Annotated in this window: 16 protein-coding genes; 3 read left to right on the top strand and 13 right to left on the bottom strand. The window is 42.7% G+C overall.

The genetic code is table 11. From position 1 onward, the window contains the following. Window positions 1–54: 54 nt before the first annotated feature. The 3 genes from W7W_RS0118370 to W7W_RS0118360 form a co-directional block, all read right to left on the bottom strand. On the bottom strand, window positions 55–1,335 hold the full coding sequence (locus tag W7W_RS0118370) for a hypothetical protein (RefSeq protein WP_010665122.1): 1,281 nt from the start codon (window positions 1,333–1,335) through the stop codon (window positions 55–57). Between the two features lie 24 nt (window positions 1,336–1,359). Continuing rightward, window positions 1,360–3,750: a TonB-dependent receptor gene (locus W7W_RS0118365; RefSeq protein WP_036163405.1), complete on the bottom strand. Its 2,391-nt coding sequence runs from the start codon at window positions 3,748–3,750 to the stop codon at window positions 1,360–1,362. Between the two features lie 118 nt (window positions 3,751–3,868). After that, on the bottom strand, window positions 3,869–4,993 hold the full coding sequence (locus W7W_RS0118360; protein WP_010665120.1) for a PepSY-associated TM helix domain-containing protein: 1,125 nt from the start codon (window positions 4,991–4,993) through the stop codon (window positions 3,869–3,871). Between the two features lie 804 nt (window positions 4,994–5,797). On the opposite strand from W7W_RS0118360, the gene W7W_RS23745 reads away from it, so the two are divergent. After that, window positions 5,798–6,199, top strand: a complete 402-nt coding sequence (locus W7W_RS23745; protein WP_025006871.1) for a hypothetical protein — start codon at window positions 5,798–5,800, stop codon at window positions 6,197–6,199. After that, window positions 6,154–7,683, top strand: coding sequence for a cellulase family glycosylhydrolase (locus tag W7W_RS0118355; RefSeq protein WP_044085036.1), 1,530 nt, complete (start codon window positions 6,154–6,156; stop codon window positions 7,681–7,683). The genes W7W_RS23745 and W7W_RS0118355 overlap by 46 nt, the downstream gene beginning before the upstream one ends. 153 nt (window positions 7,684–7,836) lie before the next feature. On the opposite strand, the gene W7W_RS23740 is transcribed toward W7W_RS0118355, so the two are convergent. From W7W_RS23740 to W7W_RS0118305, 10 genes are all read right to left on the bottom strand, one after another. After that, window positions 7,837–8,361 carry an iron-regulated protein gene (locus W7W_RS23740; protein WP_010665118.1) on the bottom strand — a complete coding sequence of 175 codons (525 nt, stop codon included), beginning with the start codon at window positions 8,359–8,361 and terminating at the stop codon, window positions 7,837–7,839. Window positions 8,362–8,552: 191 nt separating this feature from the next. Beyond that, on the bottom strand, window positions 8,553–8,993 hold the full coding sequence (locus W7W_RS0118345) for an RrF2 family transcriptional regulator (RefSeq protein ID WP_010665117.1): 441 nt from the start codon (window positions 8,991–8,993) through the stop codon (window positions 8,553–8,555). A gap of 353 nt (window positions 8,994–9,346) precedes the next feature. Beyond that, on the bottom strand, window positions 9,347–10,069 hold the full coding sequence (gene ric, locus W7W_RS0118340) for an iron-sulfur cluster repair di-iron protein (protein ID WP_010665116.1): 723 nt from the start codon (window positions 10,067–10,069) through the stop codon (window positions 9,347–9,349). Between the two features lie 360 nt (window positions 10,070–10,429). Next, on the bottom strand, window positions 10,430–10,978 hold the full coding sequence (locus W7W_RS0118335) for an FMN-binding protein (RefSeq protein ID WP_010665115.1): 549 nt from the start codon (window positions 10,976–10,978) through the stop codon (window positions 10,430–10,432). 14 nt (window positions 10,979–10,992) lie between these two features. Then, complete coding sequence (locus tag W7W_RS0118330) at window positions 10,993–12,198, bottom strand: hypothetical protein (protein ID WP_051536094.1); 1,206 nt, start codon at window positions 12,196–12,198, stop codon at window positions 10,993–10,995. Window positions 12,199–12,450: 252 nt separating this feature from the next. After that, a complete protein-coding gene (locus W7W_RS0118325; protein ID WP_157202509.1) occupies window positions 12,451–13,014 on the bottom strand; it encodes a hypothetical protein in 564 nt (187 codons plus the stop codon). 60 nt (window positions 13,015–13,074) lie between these two features. Continuing rightward, entirely contained in the window at window positions 13,075–14,436 is a 1,362-nt protein-coding gene (locus W7W_RS0118320; RefSeq protein WP_010665112.1) for a S41 family peptidase, read from the bottom strand. A 57-nt stretch (window positions 14,437–14,493) separates the two neighbouring features. Then, entirely contained in the window at window positions 14,494–14,670 is a 177-nt protein-coding gene (locus W7W_RS23605; RefSeq protein WP_157202508.1) for a hypothetical protein, read from the bottom strand. Between the two features lie 109 nt (window positions 14,671–14,779). Further along, window positions 14,780–15,136, bottom strand: a complete 357-nt coding sequence (locus W7W_RS23000; protein WP_010665111.1) for a hypothetical protein — start codon at window positions 15,134–15,136, stop codon at window positions 14,780–14,782. Window positions 15,137–15,490: 354 nt separating this feature from the next. Then, the gene (locus W7W_RS0118305) at window positions 15,491–16,042 is read right to left on the bottom strand and encodes an REP-associated tyrosine transposase (protein WP_010665110.1); all 552 of its coding nucleotides are present in this window, start codon (window positions 16,040–16,042) and stop codon (window positions 15,491–15,493) included. A 657-nt stretch (window positions 16,043–16,699) separates the two neighbouring features. On the opposite strand from W7W_RS0118305, the gene W7W_RS0118300 reads away from it, so the two are divergent. After that, entirely contained in the window at window positions 16,700–18,517 is a 1,818-nt protein-coding gene (locus W7W_RS0118300; protein WP_010665109.1) for a MutS-related protein, read from the top strand. Window positions 18,518–18,663 lie beyond the last annotated feature (146 nt).

The following is an 18,663-nucleotide window of genomic DNA, read 5'->3' as shown; positions in this document are numbered from 1 at the left end:
CTAAAAAAGCCCCGTCACCAATGGCAACAGGGCTTATTTTATCAAACCTGATTATTAATATATCCCGATATAGTAGGAATCGGCGCCTGCCTCGAGCGTTGTACCAACAGTAAACCCATCCGGTTCGGCAGAGTTGACATCAAACATATAGATATGTCCCTCACCTCCTTTGGGTCCCAAAGCCATACAGAATTTATCATCCACCAATATACTGTTTTGATATTGTTGAAGCCACAGATTATCGGGAACATCCAGTTCCACAGCTGTACCGTTATATAAATCAACACGGGCAACTGACCACACAGCGTCGCTTGTGCCGCCCAAATCTGACTGTGCAAAAAGCACATATCCGATCCCGTCACCTACATAGAACCAACCATTAGAAATGGTATTTTTCCCCAGAAGCTCAGATAAATTAAAACTATAGTCTTCATCGTAGGCACCATCAGTAATTTTTAAGATATGCGTATCGTAAGAATTATCAGGAACAGTAATTATCTGATAGACATCCCCCTGCTCATCTTTATAAGCTACAGAAGTCCGGTAACCGTTGGTAGCCCCTTTGGCACCTCCGGCTGTTGTGGATATCAAACGGGGATTGGTTAAAGAAGGGTAATCCACAACCAGAGTCTCAACAGAATTATAATCCACCTGCTCCTGTGTGTCCGTATCCGGATTGTATGTTCTCTTGGCCATTCCGTAATAGGCTTTATCGCCAACCACCACAGGCGCATCAATTCGGAACACATAAGCCCCGCGGTTTTCATCTTCCTGATTTACGGGAATTTCAAACTCCTGAATGCTGCGGAAAGTAAGATCATCCAGATTGATGGAAACCAGTTGTGCCGTGGCCACAGTCTTCAAATAATCTCCACTGGCTTCATCATAAATACGCTCGGTGGTGACGTTGTGCAGCAACGCATAATCGTCGTTCACTTTGGTCCATCGGGGATAAGCCGTGCCAATTGCATATTGCACATTGGTTTCAGAGAGTTGCGTATAATCCTGTCCACCATCGACATCAAATTTATAGACTGATCCACCACCATAATCCAATCCATACAATGTAGTCCCATCAGAAGAAGCAAAAATACGGGCCGTTCGTGTGGATGGAACTTCAAATCCATACCCCACATAGGAAATGGTACCATCTGAAAGGTCAGTTACCGACTGGGTATATGTTGCTGAGGGGCTCCCGGAACCATCAGCATATCCAATAGTATAAAAACGTTCCCCGGTTGGTTGTTCATCAGGTTCTGTATTATCATCCTCGCTACAGGCTACCAGTCCTGTAAGCGTTAATCCGAACAACAAATATTTTAAGTTGTGAATCATAACAAATAATTTTTATGGTTTGAATTAATTGATTTTATAAGTGATTTTGGCATAAAAAGCCCTTCCAGGCTTTTGCAATGCCCAATTATCAAAAACCTGTTCATTAAACATATTCCGCACATCAGTGCTGAGCGTAAGCTTCTGCCCGGGAAAAGTGTAACGCATCCCGGCATCATGTACTATTTGGGTGGGAATAACATCTTTGTTTGCACCCCCTAAACTGGCCCAGTTGCGGTAGAATTCATGCACATAACTGAAATTGTATTGCAGGCTCCACTCGCTCCCTTTCTTAAAAAGGTCCGTCTTTCGAAAGACCACATTACTATTGAAAGTAAAATAAGGTTCATTCCGGAGGCGATCGCCATAGTAATTGTATTTTGCCCCCTCATCGTTAAACTCCCTGTTGAATCTCGGATTGGAAAGTGACGCACCGTTCACCCAGCTCAATGTGCGTTGATAATGGTAGTTTAGTTCCACATCCACACCTGTGCTTCTTACATCATCAAGATTAACATGCGGGGTAGATTCGGAGAACTGATCGGGAACGCCGCGTTTAATCATGCCAGTAATATCGCGATAGAAGAAATTGGTGGACACCCCCACCTGATGAAGCCCCAACTGAAACGGACCGGCATCAAACCCCAGGTTGAGGTTACGACTTCTCTCGGGTTTCAGACCATAGGCGGGATCAATATTTTCCGACACAACCCCGAAGATTTCAGAACCTGATGGGAGTCGGAGCGCATTCTCTGCAGAAGCCATCAATTTAAGCTCAGGGTGGACAGCATAGGAAAGAGCAACACCATAACCTTTGTCCCTCGTATCGTCATCCAGCTCTATAGAGGTGAGCCCTTCATTACGCGAACGCACGGCATCTTTCAAGCGAAGATTCTGAAAATAATATTTAAAAAATGCGGTGGCCTTCAATTTATCACCCAATGCAGCGTGCTCATAATTTAAAGTCCAGACTCTTTTGCTCAAATATCGTGTATCAATCAATTCCCGCTCACTCTCAGGACGCAAGGGGTCATCCGGTCTTCGCGAAAAATTGGATGCAAGCAGATTAAATGACAGCTTATTCCGGTCACTCAACAGGTATTGCATCCTGACTCTGCCCGACCATTTATCTTCTTTATCCTCATTGAGCGTTGGGTCACCCGCTTCAGCGCCTCCTGACCACTCATACCACTGACCTGTTCGTTCATTGAGAACCCTGCTTCCCTGCCAGTTGTACATATAAGGAATGGTATCAACGATCCTTCTTTCAAGTCTTGAAAAAGAGGTAAACAAATCCACCTCCAGATCATCAGTCAGAAAATTACGTTTGCGATATTCAGCATGAAGCAGTCCGGTATTTTGAGCTGCAGCCCTGTTACCGTAAACAATCTCCATGGTCATTCCGTGCTGAATATCTTTTTCCATCTCCGAGATTAAGCCCCCCACCATAAAGCGGTCGGCCCACGGTACGTTGGTGAATCCCACATCTGCTTTAATGCCTGCGGACTGGTAAGAATCATGGAAACGACGTGCCGTGATGTACTCCTTTTTACCTTGTTCATCCACGGTGTAAACTTTATCACCCCACACCTCATAATCATTATCAGAATAGTTGTAAAAAGCATTCCCGTTAAATGTAAAACCCGTTCGTTCATCCCTGAAACGCCCGTCTGCTGCAGCCTGATGAGTATTAAAAGAGCCCACGGAATAACTCACATTCAAGCTGTTGACAAATCGTTTCCGGGTAATCACATTGATGGCCCCCCCAAGTGCATCATCCCCCAGATAAGCAGGAACAACACCTTTATACACATCTATGCGCTCAATCATTGAGTTGGGAATGCTACTCAGTGAGAAGGAAGCACCATAATTTTCAATGGGAATCCCATTCAGGAAAATTTTAATGGATTTTCCCGACAAGCCATTGATATTGTACTGGACATCGGATCCCAGACCTCCCTCTCGACGAATGCGGACTCCAGCCGTTCTGTCGAGCATATCACCGGCCTGCACCGTCTGTAACTCAAACTCCTGCATATTCACACCACTGATGGCAAAACCCTTTTCACGTTGCATGGCAGCCTGATTTTTCCCAACAACTCTCACTTCATCAATCTCCAGTGTCTCCTCTTCCATCCTGATGGTAAGCTGAACCGGGGCTTCAGTCGGTACAGCCACCCGGACACTTTTTCTTTTGTACCCCACGGCTGAAGTCAATAAGGTATGATGTCCGCTTTCAACTCCTCTGAGAACAAACTTTCCGTCTGCATCCGTAACGGTACCCCGTCCTGAATTTCCCAAAGCTACCGACACTGCAAACAGAGGCATTTCCGCTTCATCAACAATTTGCCCTTCAATGATTCCCCCATTAACTTGTGCCAGCGCAAAAGAATGTTGCAGGAAAAATATTAAAAACATCCCTATCCCGAGGCATCTGGCAACAATCCCCGGCTCTTTATTTTTATTTAGACTATTTTTATCGCACATCACATAAAAATCTCAACAGTTTCTAAATTTGTTTCTCATCAACAAAGAATCATCTGGTATTTCGCGACCTGATTTTCCCAAGCCACATAATCACACCTGTAACCGGAAGGCTGGTTGCAATCAAAACCACAAAGAAGTATATGATTTTTGAAAAGGTTCCGTAGATTTCACCGGTATGGAGAGGTTTTATTAAAGCAGCAATCTGCTCGTTTAGTGCTTTATCTGAAAACAAATCAACAGCTAAAACCTCTGAAGTATAAGGATGAACAAACAAATGATCAGATCCTGCAAAAGCAAATAACCCGGTATGGTATCTTGTGATGCGAACAGGAGCATCTCCCTTCTGTGAGATGGAAACTCTGTAGTCTGAATCATTTCCCCACCTTTCTCTGGCTTTTCCCAACAAATCGGAGTATGAAGCCTTTGAGCCATTTTCGGGAACTACCAATTCTATCTTATCTCCTCCTCCGCGATTAAAGACCGGAGCTCCAAGCACATTTCCCAGCCCGCTCCGGTACCAGTCGAATGACCATGAAAGTCCGGTCAGTGCCATTATCAACAGCAATGGAGCAGCATAGAATCCCAAAACATTGTGCAACTCCCATAAGTTTCGTCGAAAAGTCCCTTTCAGGCTAATGCGCAAACCATTTTTCAGCGCCCTTAGTTTTTTGGGAATCCAGAGAACCAGTCCGGATACAACCAAAATCACAAAAATCAGCGTAGAAACACCCACAATGACTTTTCCGGTCTTACCCATAAGCAACCATCGATGAAGCTTCATAACCACAAGGAAAAAATCACTTACTTTGCCCCCGGATTTACCAACTATATCCCCCGAATAAGGATGAACATAAAACACCCTTCCTCGTCGTTGCTTAGGAGAAGTTTTCACCACAGCCTCCAGAGTACGTTGTTCCATTCCCGGTATCAAAACAGAGGTCACCTGTCCGCTATCCGAAAGGATTTCAATCACCCGATCAATACTGACGACCTCTGCCCCCTCCTGCTCATTGACCATATACTTATCCGGATCGGCCAACTGTTCAAATTCAGATCTGAAAGTATAGACCGCACCGCTCAGGCAAATAACAAACAATACCAGTCCACTGACAACACCAAGCCACAAGTGAACTTCTCCAAATATTTTCCGGGTCAAACTATTGTGATTCTTCATTCTTATAAGATTTGGTTTATTAGCACAGAACAGCAGACAAATGAGGGTTGTCTGTTAAGCATATTAAAAATTTACAATTTTCACCTGCTCCATCTGCCGTCTCCTCATATTTGGATTTCATCAGGCAAAAAGTCTTTTCTGGTCAATCCTATCTGATAACTCTGTTTTTATTCAAAAATCTATTTCTCAGGAACGTTGCCCCAAGCTATTGCTTTGGCTTGTTAAAAACACATCCTAACTTTGTCTAAATAGTGTTTGTCTATAAAGTCCAACTTCTGCGTTGTTGCTCAAAATCTAAATCCTCAAATACATTAGTATTCTGCGGTTTAGATTTTTCACACGCCTTGAATTTGAACTTTCTATCTCAAACACATGAAAAACGCTTAGTTTATGGACAGACTCTAAATAGCATTATTGTTCTCCTCTGGAAGGAAAATGTCTCGCTTTTTACAGCCCCGGATTATCCACAAGTCATCTATCGGGATATTTAACCGGATCATTGAGCCAGAATAAAAGGTTTTTGCTAAATCAGAAACAAAAGTATAGGTTGTTCCAACGGTCCACAATCCCAAAAACAGGGGATTTTATAGTGACTCCGACACTCCGAAACCGGCCCCATTTGTTCATTTTTCACATAACCTTTTACTATACAGCGCACTACGCGCATACCTAAAAATAAGTATTACTAAAAAAATATTGGTGTCAGGCTAAAAGATCAGAGCCTTTATTTCGTCTACTGTTGAGAGAATTTGCAGATATCTAAGAATTGGAAAAACATCCCTAGGGAAACAAGAATCCGGATTCTTGCATAATTTTTTAACTTTACTCAAACAAACCACACAACAATCCTATGAAACGGGCATGGCAACGATTGCCTCAAAAGAGAATGCAAATAATCAACCATGCGAGTTCCATCAGACCAACAACTTAGACAAGTTATTTACTGATGAAACGAGCATGATATTTTTTAAGCATAAATTTAACAAACCGCGTGTCGCTGAAGCTTTAGCGCCGCGCCGTCGTCAAGCCTTTAGCGGCCGACGGGAGGCACAAGAATATGTTTTAAAAACATTATGTGAGAGCGAAGCGATTCCAGTCGTTCTCAAATTTTTAATTAGTTTTTTGTCAGTTAATTACAAAATTTTAAACGAATGGATTTTATGCTTAAAAGATTTTCACTCACACTCCTTATTATCCTTGGAATAACCGTAAATGCCTGTTCCGACGAACAGAACCCAACCGTAAAACCAGATGTTAATCCATCGGATCAGGAGTTCTACTTCTCTGCGGAGGGCGGCACAAAAGCGCTCACCGTTGAAACAAACATACCGCTCGAATTAAAAGAATCAACCGACAAATGGTGTGTCACCACAGAGGATCCATCTGAAACTGAGAGCACCCTGAAGTTTACCATAACCGCAACTGTCAACACCGCTGTTGACAGCCGCTGGACCAATATCACACTACTGGGGACTGATTTTGTAAGTGACATCAAAATAACACAAGCCGGTGCAGAACAATCAACAGAAGATGATGAGGATACTGACATTGTAGAAGTGGACGCCAGCCCTATAATAAAAAAGCTGGGACTGGGATGGAATATGGGTAATCAACTGGATGCCCATAGCAATGGTGTTTCCAATGAAACCATCTGGGGAAACGCAAAAACCACTCAGGAAGCATTTAACAAGATTGCTGAAGCAGGTATTCATTCGGTTCGGATTCCCGTAACCTGGCTGGGACATATTGGCCAAGCCCCCGATTATACCATCGAAGAGAGCTGGCTCAACAGAGTGACAGAAGTAGTTGGATATGCCGAAAATGCAGGGCTCAATGCCATTGTCAACATTCATCACGACGGGGCCGACAGTCACTACTGGCTCGACATAAAGGGTGCTGCCACAGATGAAGCAATTAACACGCAGGTAAAAAATCAACTTTCGGCAATATGGACGCAGATTGCTGAAAAATTTAAAGACAAAGGAGATTTCCTGATTTTTGAATCGATGAACGAAATCCACGATGGCGAATGGGGCTGGGGCGACAACCGGACCGACGGCGGAAAACAGTATGCCACACTCAATGAATGGAACCAGGTGTTTGTGGATGCAGTTCGTGCCACAGGGGGCAACAACACCGACCGCTATCTGGGCGTTCCGGGTTATTGTACCAATCCTGAACTGACCATCGAACACTTCGAACTACCTGATGATCTGGTGGAAGACCGTCTGCTGGTTGCTGTCCATTATTACGATCCTTACGAATATACCCTCAACGACAAATATTCGGAATGGGGACACACAGGAGATCCCTCCAAAAAGGAGAGTTACGGAGATGAAGCACACCTCAGGGATGTCTTTAACAATCTGAGGACAAAATTTACGGACAATGGAATCCCCGTCTATCTGGGTGAAGTGGGTAATGTGCACCGAAGCACCGACCGCGCCGAAGCTTTCCGAAAATATTATCTGGAATATATGTGCAAAGCAGCCAAAACTTATGGAATGGCACCTTTCTTCTGGGACAACGGAGCCACCGGTGCAGGGAAAGAGTGTTCAGGCATTATCAATCACAGTACGGGCGAGTACATCAACAACGGCAAAGAGATTGTTGACGTAATGGTGAAAGCCATAACCACCGAAGATGATAATTATACTTTGCAGACGGTTTATGACAATGCCCCTCAATAGGGCATTTCCATCCCGTTCGTTTCAGAATAAGAAGGAGAATATTGGATATTAGAGACCACAAATAGTGAGCCTTTTACTTTAATTAATTCTGCTCCTTAGAACTCCCTATTCTGAAAATAACTTTATAATATCATCCATGTTTTCACAGGGAAGCTAGAGGGTTTCAAAATCACTAAGGTGCTCAAAAAGGCGTGCCTGTTTCAGAAATGATTCAAGTGAAATTTTACCCTGACTTTCAAAACGCTTTAAACTACAAAGGGATACTCCTGCCCGCTCTCTAGCGGAAGCATCGAAGCCAAACAATCCGAATTGGGTTGCTGCGTAAAGATTCCCCGAAGAATCGCGATGCAAATCAAATACTTTGCGGTTGTCGGAACCTTCGGAAAATCCGGTATCAAGAGCCCTGTAATCACTAAATGTGGAATCCGTAACCCACACGCCGATATTGCCATAAATCAGAATACTATCAGGCGAAATAATCAAATTGCCTTTCAGCGAACTATTTCCCCATTGTTGGTAGGAATAAACATCCGGCAAGCTAGTTCGTGGCACCTCCAGCGAAGGAAAAAACTCCCGGTGATTCAGAAAAATACCGGTAATGCCATAATAAAGAAGAATAAACGAAAGTATAAGCCCCGGCCAGCGATGGAGCCTCTTAAAGATTTTTCCTTTTGCCATAAAATAAATGATTAACCGGAAGCCTCCTTTGGAATTCTACGAATCTCACATTCCCTCAATTCCGATTGAGAAACTTACATTCCGCCTCCGGCGACAGACTCTTCAACGATGTATATTGACAGCAGGCTCCTGAGCAAGTGAAGACAAGACCAAAACAATTAAAACTCCTCCCGGAGATTTAGAGGCCCTTTCTAATCCAGCACGCTATTTAGAACAGCCTCTCCGTCTCTGATCTTAGCAGCCAAAGACCGGATGGTGGCCTTTTTCACAATTTCCTCATAGCCACTGCGTACTACTTTGTATTGATTATGCAACGGACAGGGATTTTCGTCACTGCAATTCTTCATTCCGAAACCACACTGGTGAAATATCCCCTCCCCCTCAATTACTTTCACGATTTGAAAAAGCGTAACATCGGCGTCGTCATCAGAAAAAAAGAAACCACCTCCACGGCCCTTTGCAGAATGCAATAATTTGCTTTTGGTAAGTGCCTGCAATATTTTGGCAGTAAAAGCTACCGGCGCCTCAATATGATTGGCCACATCGGCAACTCCCGGACGTTTATACTCCCAGTTTTGCAATTGCACCGACACCATGGCGCGAATGGCATATTCCGAACTTTTTGACAACATTGTGCTGAATCTTTGGGGTTGAAGTGGTGCAAAGGTACGAAATTTTGGCAAAGCGCAGAGCGCGTTAAGCATGGAGCAGAGTGCCTGTAATATGGAGCTTAAGGGCACTGCCCCTGCCCCTCGATTCCGATCGAGGGGCAAACATCCAGTCGTTTCTCACGACAAACAATAAAAAACGCAACTTAAATAACTGCCCTTCCAATTGTATTCTTAGAAACTCGTCAGGAGGCGAGCGTTTATAAGCCCCTCGTGCGGAAACGAGGGGCAGAAAAATTCACAATGAAAAAACAGAGCACCACCAGAACATTGCACTACACCAGGCTCTTCGCTCCATGCACCATGCCCTGCGACCGTTATGCGCCCAACTCCTCTTCCAGCTTCAGTGCTCCGGGAAACAAGATGTTATTCTCAAGGTGAATGTGGCGGTGCAAATCATCCTCAAATTCTTGCAGGGTCCGCATGGTAACCTCATAAGTATTACAGCCATCATCGGGAGTCCGGTATCCGTTGGTGATCTCGGAAATGGTTCTGAAACGGTCCCCCTCAGCATCGTGCTCCGCAAGCATTACCTTGATGGGAGAATCCACCCCCTGGAATTGCTCCAGATCTACCTGCTCACCCCTGTTAGCTTTTGCCAGTTTACGCACCTGAGGGAAAAGCACCAATTCTTCTTTCATCAAATGTGCACTCAGGTTTGCGGCGCTCTCTTCGAACATCCGGGCCACATCAAACAATTCGGGGTGATTGCCCCCATGAGCATTACACAACTTCTCCAACTTGGCTTTAAGAAAAGGAATCTTCTCTTTCACATAAGAATGATGCCGCTTCTCGATATAATCGGCCAGCTGATCCAAATCCAGGCTTTGAATAAACCGGGCATCAAAATCCTCCTCTTTCATTACCTCTTCCAGTTGAGGAATCAACGCGGCCACATCTACCGAAGCATTGGCACAAGCATCATTCAGTGAAATATTCCCACCACAGCAAAAATCAATATGATGGTTCTCCAGAACCGGCGCGGCTTTGTAACTCTCTTTTACAATGTCGCCTACGATGGTATTTGCATCAATATTCATAGCGTTTCGTTTTTATGATTGACAATGCAAATATAGGTATTTTATATAAAAAGACTTCTTTGTCTTTTGTTTTTTTAATAATATCACATAAATCTCTTAGAATGAAGTTAAGCTTCTTCGGCTGGATCGCTATGATGCAAGTTAAAAGAATCTTCCTGCCCCTCGATTCCGATCGAGGGGCAAACATTCCGTCGTCTCTCACGACAAAACAATAGCAAACGAAGTTACGATAAGATACAATTCTTTAGTTCAACTTATCTTATGAGAGACTCGTCGGGAGACGAGAACAAAAAAGCCCCTCGCACGGAAACGAGGGGCAACGAAAGTTGAAAAATGATTTAATCACTATATAATCATAACTCATATCTTCATTCGCTGAAGCAAGGAAGTCTGCCGCTGAACATCTTCCGTAATGGCCTGAACAGAAATAGTGGCACCGGAAATGGCATCAATATTTTTGTTTACCTGAAGAGATTCAGATCCATCATGACCTGCAAACTGTTTTAACCATCCTCTGGAAGTAATTTCATATCCATGTGTGGCCTGATAGTTAAAGACCTTTACTACCTGAACACTTTTTTCAGCATCAAAAAGAATAAAATAATCGAAATATTCACTATTACCCGCCGGTTCACCCTGGGCTGAACACCCGCCGGACCTGCAGCTGTTGACACGCCCGGCATATACATATTTATATTGATCTCCCGCAGGAGAGATTTCGAAAAACTTCCCGGTAAAAGTGTTCTGAATGGAATCTGGAAGACATACTTCCGAAAGATTAGTAAATCCGGAAACTCCATCTTTGGCCAGTGCCCGGTTAAGAGTACGATGCTGATAATCCGGCTGATCCTGCGCCAACACCCATCCAAACATCAGTCCCAACAACACCAATAATCCACGCGTTCTCATGATTTTATTTTTTCTTAAAACATTACCCCAAACCCGACATTGAAGGTCTTTTGGTATTCATCCTGATTGTCTGATTTAACAAACTGCATGTCGGCTTTAACCACAGCACCCTGGGTCAGAGCTAAAGTCAATCCGGTAGTAATAATATTTTTTTCGTAAGCCGGATTTTTACTGATATTATCCTCCACATCACTGTGCGTGTTCAAATATTCGTACCGCACAAAGGGCATCAGCTGTTTCTCTGTACTGTGAGATCTCAAAACATCGTAAGCTGCCTCCACATAATAACCGGTCATAGCACTGCCTAAATCATTTAAATCCCCGTCATCGGCGGTAAAAGCATTGTATTCTTCCGTATTGGAGAGTCCGACGTAATAATACTGGCCACGCAACTGAAGTGCATTGATGGAGTATCGAGCATCGACACCAATCATGGAAACTCCCACTGCAGAAGAGTCCGCAATAGCCAGAGCAGCATCATCATCTTCACTCACCCCGTCATACAAAGTCGTTTGTGTTTTGCCGAAATAACCTGACAGTCCAACATTTAACCCCCTGATGCCATAGTACTCAATTTTTCCTGTAAAATTGGGGGAACTAATGTAAGACTCCGCCCCTTTTTGGCGACCTTTTCGAAGTCCGTTTTTTCCGCCCAGGTTCGCAGATCCATCGTAACCGTTAAATCCATTCATGACATAAGCCTGATACTTTAAGGAGGCTGGCAGGATATTCCCGGTTACACCAAAACCGATTTCACGCCAGGTAGTAGGTGCTATGTATTTGTCGATCCATGGCCGCTCCACCCCATGAAAGGTCGTTGGCTCATGGTACTCATTTACAACACCCATGGGCACCAGCATGAGTCCCCCTCTCAAATTCACACTCCTGCTCAACTGATGTTGAAGAAAAGCCTGTTCGACGTAGAGTTCTTTTACATGCTCGAATTCCAGTTCGGTCACAAACCTGGTTTTATCGCTAAAATTATAACCAAGCAGCATCACAATCCTGTGAACATCCAGTTTTCCGTTGTTTTTAGTGTCAGCATCAAGCGGCTGATTGTAATGAACTTCTCCATAACCACCAACAACCAACTTATTGTCGTTCGACAACAAATTATCAGCAGCATTGGTATAAACGTTGGTCTCCTCCGTTTCTCCTTGTGCATAACCCAACACAGTCATCATCACAGCCATTAAAAGTAAAAACCCTCTCTTCATCATTCTGCTTTTATTTAAACCCATTAAAATTAACAGTGCAAAACTACAATGATGGTAGGATTCCTAAAATCCCTAATTGTTGGGATTTTTTGATGTATGGGTCAACAAGTTTCTCCTGCCCCTCGATTCCGATCGAGGGGCACAAAAACCGCCGTATCCCACAACCGAAGCAATAACAAACGAAATTAGGATTAGATACAATTCTTTAGTTCAATTTGTCTTGTGAAAGACTCGTCGGGAGACGAGAGTTAATGATTAATTACAACTGCCTGTAAACAAGGAATCAGGCAAGGCACTTAGCCCTATTTCCAATCTTGCCTTGTTGACCAATTCTTTATTCTCTATACAAGCTTTTTTAAATTGTGTATGATAAAGAGAATACCCTTTATAATAAACATAGTATTTATCCAAAATCAATGCCAATGCTTCTGGCTTCATGTTGCCCTTCTCAACTTCACTCTTTAATAGATTGAATGTGGGTTTTTGAACAACTTTCGAAGAATTATGAAGTAGAATAGATGGAGCAGCCAAACAGACACTTTCATTCTTGTTATACGATTCCCCTAAAAGTTTTTCATTTGGATAACCATGTTCTTTTATGAAATCAATTATCCGAACAAAGTTAAGAGAGTCTATTTTCTGCATCACAATAATGCGGTCACTATTACCAGGCACTTGCCTAATCACTTGATCAGCCCCATAAATCTGACTTAATTGAAATGCTAAATCATTATTCTCTTTCAGGCGCTTATTCTGATCCTCCTTCAGGATTGAACATGAGGTAAAACAAATTATTATAAGAATTGCTATTAATCTCATATCCTGAATTTGACCTATTTTATGAACTTCGTTTCGCAAATAATCTATTTCAATCTCCAATTATTGGAAAAATACGAGCTTTTCATCCTTTAAATACTCCAGCAGCTTCTCCAAAACCGGATCTCCCCCTTTCATATATTCCCTGGCAATATAGGGGATTGGGATATCGGGACGCACAATGCCATCTTTAGCTTTGGTATATTCGTCGTATTGAATAGTGGAAAAAGCAAAAGGATTATCAAGAAATTCACCTGAAGCAACCTCTCCATATTTCAAGGCATTAGGGGCCAATTGTTCACCCACAAGAGTCCCAATTCCATTGTATTGACAAATATTTGCAAAACTGGCAGCAATGGATCCCGTTGTACGACTAATCAAAACATAAACCTTAAGATTGGGAACGAACAAGGATGAGTCAAGTGCAAATGAGTGAAAAACTTTTTCGGAAGGTAAACTCAACACCTGTCCGTACTGTGATTCATCAAATCCATAATCCTTCGTAATCTTTGACACCCTTGCTTTGGCATTTTTCAAATAGTGAAGACTGTCCTTATCCGAGAAAAAAGAGAAAAACAAATTTAAATCATTCCCCGAACCCCCGGTGTTTTCACGTAAATCAATGATTAAGTCTGAATAACCTTTCTCCGTCATCTCATCAACCAGCTTTCTAAACTTTTTCAAAATGTACCGGTTGTTTTCAAATTCACGGATTTTAAAATAACCTAAAGAATAACCGGGAATTATCTTCCCTTCGCAAAAGGGACCTCCTTTAACTAAATAATTTGGATAAGGCATTCCCTCGATGATCACAGAGTTTTCTTCATCATTTCGAATAAAATCAATTTTGTATCTCGGATATACCCTGTAATTAAAATACCAAACTAAGTTGCCTACATCCACATACCGATCACGATAATAATAGTGCAGGTATTCTTTTACAGGGATATCATTTATAGATTTTATCAAGTCACCTCTTTTCAATCCTTCATCATAAGGAGAATAAACCAATAAGGAATCGTTGATACAAAGTCCCCGAAATGGGGGCACCGTTATTGATGCTGTTTTATATTTAAGTTCAGGAAATTTTCTAAAAACAGGAATAATTCTAAAATGAGGATCTTCATGATTAATAAAATCCATCAATTTACGCGCCTGAAAAACCAATTCAGCATCGTTCATTTTCTGAGTAGGAAAAGATTTTCCTATTTTTTCAATTAATTCATCAATACCTCTTCCTCCTAAGCTATCAAAAGAATAGGGGTGGTATTTTTTGATCCTGTTTATAAACAAGTCGATTCTTTCTCCTGTTAACACCGTATCTTGCTTCTCCTCATAGGAAATATACTGTTCTCGCACAAACACATTTGAACTACAGCTCAGAAAAAGAAAGCATATAACAACTTCAAAAAGAAAAATTTTCATTTGTCAAATCATTAAAGTGGAGGGAGAGCAAAAAAGATAACTCTCCCCTTCAAGTATCTACCCAGAAATAGTTTCTCCTGATGGCTCAGTTCCTATTGCTATTCTGATTTTTCTAGCTCTCTTTTTACAGGAAAGACAAATTCCTTTCCCTGTCATCCCACCTTGGATAACTTGAAGTTGTTGAGGTGTCATCCTTTCAAACTTTGACTCATTCAAAACACTAATTCTATTCATTTTACTGTGATTTAAAATTTCCGCCTACTCTTACCCTTTTCGGCATCCGGGGCATTCATCCTCCGGCCGGGATAACTAAAATGCAGGGTAAAAATATGCCTGCCCACTCCTAAAATTTTGGAGTGGTATAATTTTTAGAAATTCTAAATAAAAAGAAGCTTTTTCTCTTTCCTCGTGGATGACGAAGTTCGCCACATGACATACCTCCCCGCGCCTGATGAAGCTTCTCGCGGTCAATCACCTCAAAACCACACACAAAACGCATAGTTTTCTCATACTCGTAGGTACACCGGTAATGGTTGAAATGAATCTCTGCACCAAGCTCTTTGGCGGTCTGAAGCAATAAGAAAAGGGAACTTTGTGAAACTTGCAGCTTTTCAGCTAATTCTGCGGCATTGCCGGTACAGCGCATCCGGATGAGACGATCCAGCTGTTGAAGACGGGTTAGTTGTTTGGTAAAACTCATTTGATTGGGGATTTGGGTAACAATTTATCAGGGATTACGAATACATCCCTTTTAAAATATCGAACGCAAGATATAAAAAATAAAATAATTTTATGACCTGCCCCTCGATTCCGATCGAGGGGCACACATCCCGTCGTTTCTCACGACAAAACAATAACAAACGAAGTTTCTGGAAGATACAATTCTTTAGTTCAACTTATCTTATGAGATACTCGACGGGAGACGAGGATTTTAAAGCCCCTCGTGCGGAAAAGAGGGGAAGGAAAAAGTCGTCGGGAGACGAGGAGGGAAAGCCCCCTCGATCGGAATCGAGGGGGAGGAGGAAAAACTGAAACCTTATTGACATTCAATAATTCAACACACCACCTCCACATCAATTATTGCGGGCAAAGAAGCATAATTTCTTGCCGAACTGAACAGGTAATCCTCCGGATTGGTTACAATCATCGTCCTCACAGGGTTTTCATGTACATAATTAATGCGCTCATCTATCATCTGATTATTGATCAGCTCTATGGGATGGCAGCCATCTTGCCAAAAATGAATCTTTTTAACCCTGTGATCATACTTCCCTGCATTTCTAAATGCGTTTAAAATCCAATTCCTTCGACTTTCGGTTTCATTCTGTATTTTACTTAAAATATTATTGGCAGTAAATCTTTTAAAGTCCCGCACTATATGTGTCAGGTGATATGGTTCTTCTGCCTTACAAACCAAATGTAAATGATTTGTCATCAGGCACCATGCATATAAAACCAATCCCTTGTTCTTTTGGCAAAAATCAAGGGAAGCTACAATCTCTTCCTTGTAATTAGCTCTTGTGAATACATCAATCCAGTCAATTACCGTAAATGTTAGAAAATGCACTGCGTTTTGATTTCTAATAACATAATTTTCGGAAGACATTCTTTTTGGGTTTAGTTTTTACTACTGCTTCAAACTCGTCAGGAGACGAGAGTTTTAAAGCCCCTCGTGCGGAAAAGAGGGGAAGGGAAACCATTTTTTAAGCTATATCTTTCAGCAATTTAAACATATTTTTTTAGGTCTAAAATGAAACAAGTCAAAAGAATCCCCCCTGCCCCTCGATTCCGATCGAGGGGCACACATCCCGTCGTCTCTCACGACAAAACAATAACAAACGAAGGTTCTGGAAGATCCAATTCTTTAGTTCAAATTGTCTTATGAGAAACTCGTCGGGAGACGAGAGTTTAAAGCCCCTCGTGCGGAAAAGAGGGGCAGGAGAAACATTTTTTTAAGCTATATCTTTCAGCAATTTAAACATATTTTCTTAGGTCTAAAATGAAGCAAGTCAATGAAACTTCCTGCCCCTCGATTCCGATCGATGGGCAAACATCCCGTCGTTTCTCACGACAAACAATAACAAACGAAGTTTCTGGAAGATCCAATTCTTTAGTTCAACTTATCTTGTGAAAGACTCGTCAGGAGACGAGGATTTAAAAGCCCCCTCGATCGGAATCGAGGGGGAGGGGGACGGAAACGAGGGGCAGGGAAAACTCATTTTTACAGTTTATTTCCTAAATTGCATCTCCAAACAGCAATAAAATGACAAATACAACCAATGATACTCCCTTCCAATACTATTCCGCACGTACAAAAGAATACAGCGCACAACTAGCGAAACTTGCCCGTTATTTCCGTTTTACGGCACCTGCCCGTCTGCTTACATTTGCAGGGCTTATCATTTCGGCGTTATGGTTTATCAAATCGAAGTTTGACGACACCTTCATCTGGCTATTCCTGGGATTTCTCGTTTTGTTTGTATTATCAGTTATCTGGGATTTGCGTCTGGTGCGAAAACAACGGACACTGAAGGCACGATTCAAAGTCAATGAAAACGAACTGAAGGTTCTGCAACACCAGTTCAGTGAGTTCGATGATGGCAGCGATCTAACCACAACTGCCCCGGAACTGTCAGGAGATTTTGATCTTTTTGGTGCCGGATCTCTTTTTCAATACCTGAATCGTTGTGTTACAGACCAGGGACGAACGCTTTTTGCACATGAATTGACAAAGGGAGAAAGGTCTTCCGAAGAGATTAGAAAAAGACAAGAGAGCATCGCAGAGCTGTCTGAGAACCCGGAGTTCATTGAGCAATTTAGGGCTCTGGGACTCCAGACAAAGCTGGAGAAAGACGAAATTAGAAAGCTGAAAGAGTGGCTTCAAAGTCCTCCACTAAAGATATCCGTGCTGAAATGGGCAGGCAGGATCTGGCCATTTTTGTTTGCGGTATGGATTACCGCTACAGCACTGGGACATATTGCCCCGAATCTTATCTTCATTCCCATCATACTGCCACTATTTATTGTGGGACGCAAAAGCAAAACCATACAGCAGGCACACAATTTGCTGGGACGAAGCGCCCAAACGCTGAAAAAATATGCAGGGTTAATCCAATTAGTGGAAAGCCAATCTTTTTCAACGAAATTATTAAGGTCTCTTCAACGACAGCTAACCATAAAAAACAAAACAGCCAGCCGGATCCTCAAAGAACTTTTTAAATTGCTGGAACGCTTCGATTTCCGGCTCAACCTCATTATGGGGCCACTGTTAAACATTCTGTTTCTGTTTGATTTTCACATACTGGTCAGTCTGGAAAAGTGGAAAGCTACGCACAAGGACAATGTTCCGGGTTGGTTCGAAGCCATCAGCAAACTGGATGCGATGACCGGCTTTGCTGTATTTGCCTTTAACAACCGGAACAAAACATCTTTCCCGGAAGTCGTTGACACCCCATTTACCTACGAAGCCAAAGATTTGAAGCACCCGTTACTCCCTGATGCGGAATGCGTAGGCAATGACATCTCTTTCTCCGGACAACCCAAAATCCTGATTATCACCGGAGCCAACATGGCGGGTAAAAGCACTTTCCTGCGCACCCTAACAGTCAACCTCATTCTGGGAATGAGCGGGGCCCCCGTATGTGCCGGCAAGATGCAATTCTCACCCTGCAACATTCGCTCAAGTATCAACATCCGGGATTCACTCGCTCGCCACGAATCCTACTTCTATGCGGAACTGCAAAGACTCAAGGCCATTATTAATCATGTAAAAACGCAACCCAACACTTTTGTCGTGCTTGACGAGATCCTGCGCGGAACCAATAGTCTGGACAAGCACAACGGGTCTTACGGACTACTGGAAAAACTCATCAGCCTCAATGCCATTGTGGTCATTGCCACACATGACCTGGGCATTGGTGAACTGGAGAAACAGTATCCCGGCACAGCGCACAACTACTGCTTTGAAGTAGAACTGGAAGAGGACCAACTGGCCTTCGATTACAAGTTAAAGCCCGGTGTTAGTCAGAAACTGAATGCGTCATTTTTGATGAAAAAGATGGGGCTGGGACTTGCAAAATAACCGCTCATCAAATCTCAACGCCTATTCAGGAATACTTAATCCTTAAAAAAACAAGATTCATCCGGTCGCACCTTTCGCTTATCACAAAGAAGTCATCCTTCTCTAAAATAGGGGTTTCCATTGATGTGCATTTGCCGTAATTTTAC

The sequence above is a fragment of the Marinilabilia salmonicolor JCM 21150 genome (genome assembly GCF_000259075.1).
GTDB lineage: Bacteria > Bacteroidota > Bacteroidia > Bacteroidales > Marinilabiliaceae > Marinilabilia > Marinilabilia salmonicolor.
The sequence above is the reverse complement of the archived record's forward strand: the minus strand, read 5'-3'. Positions and strand labels throughout refer to the sequence as shown.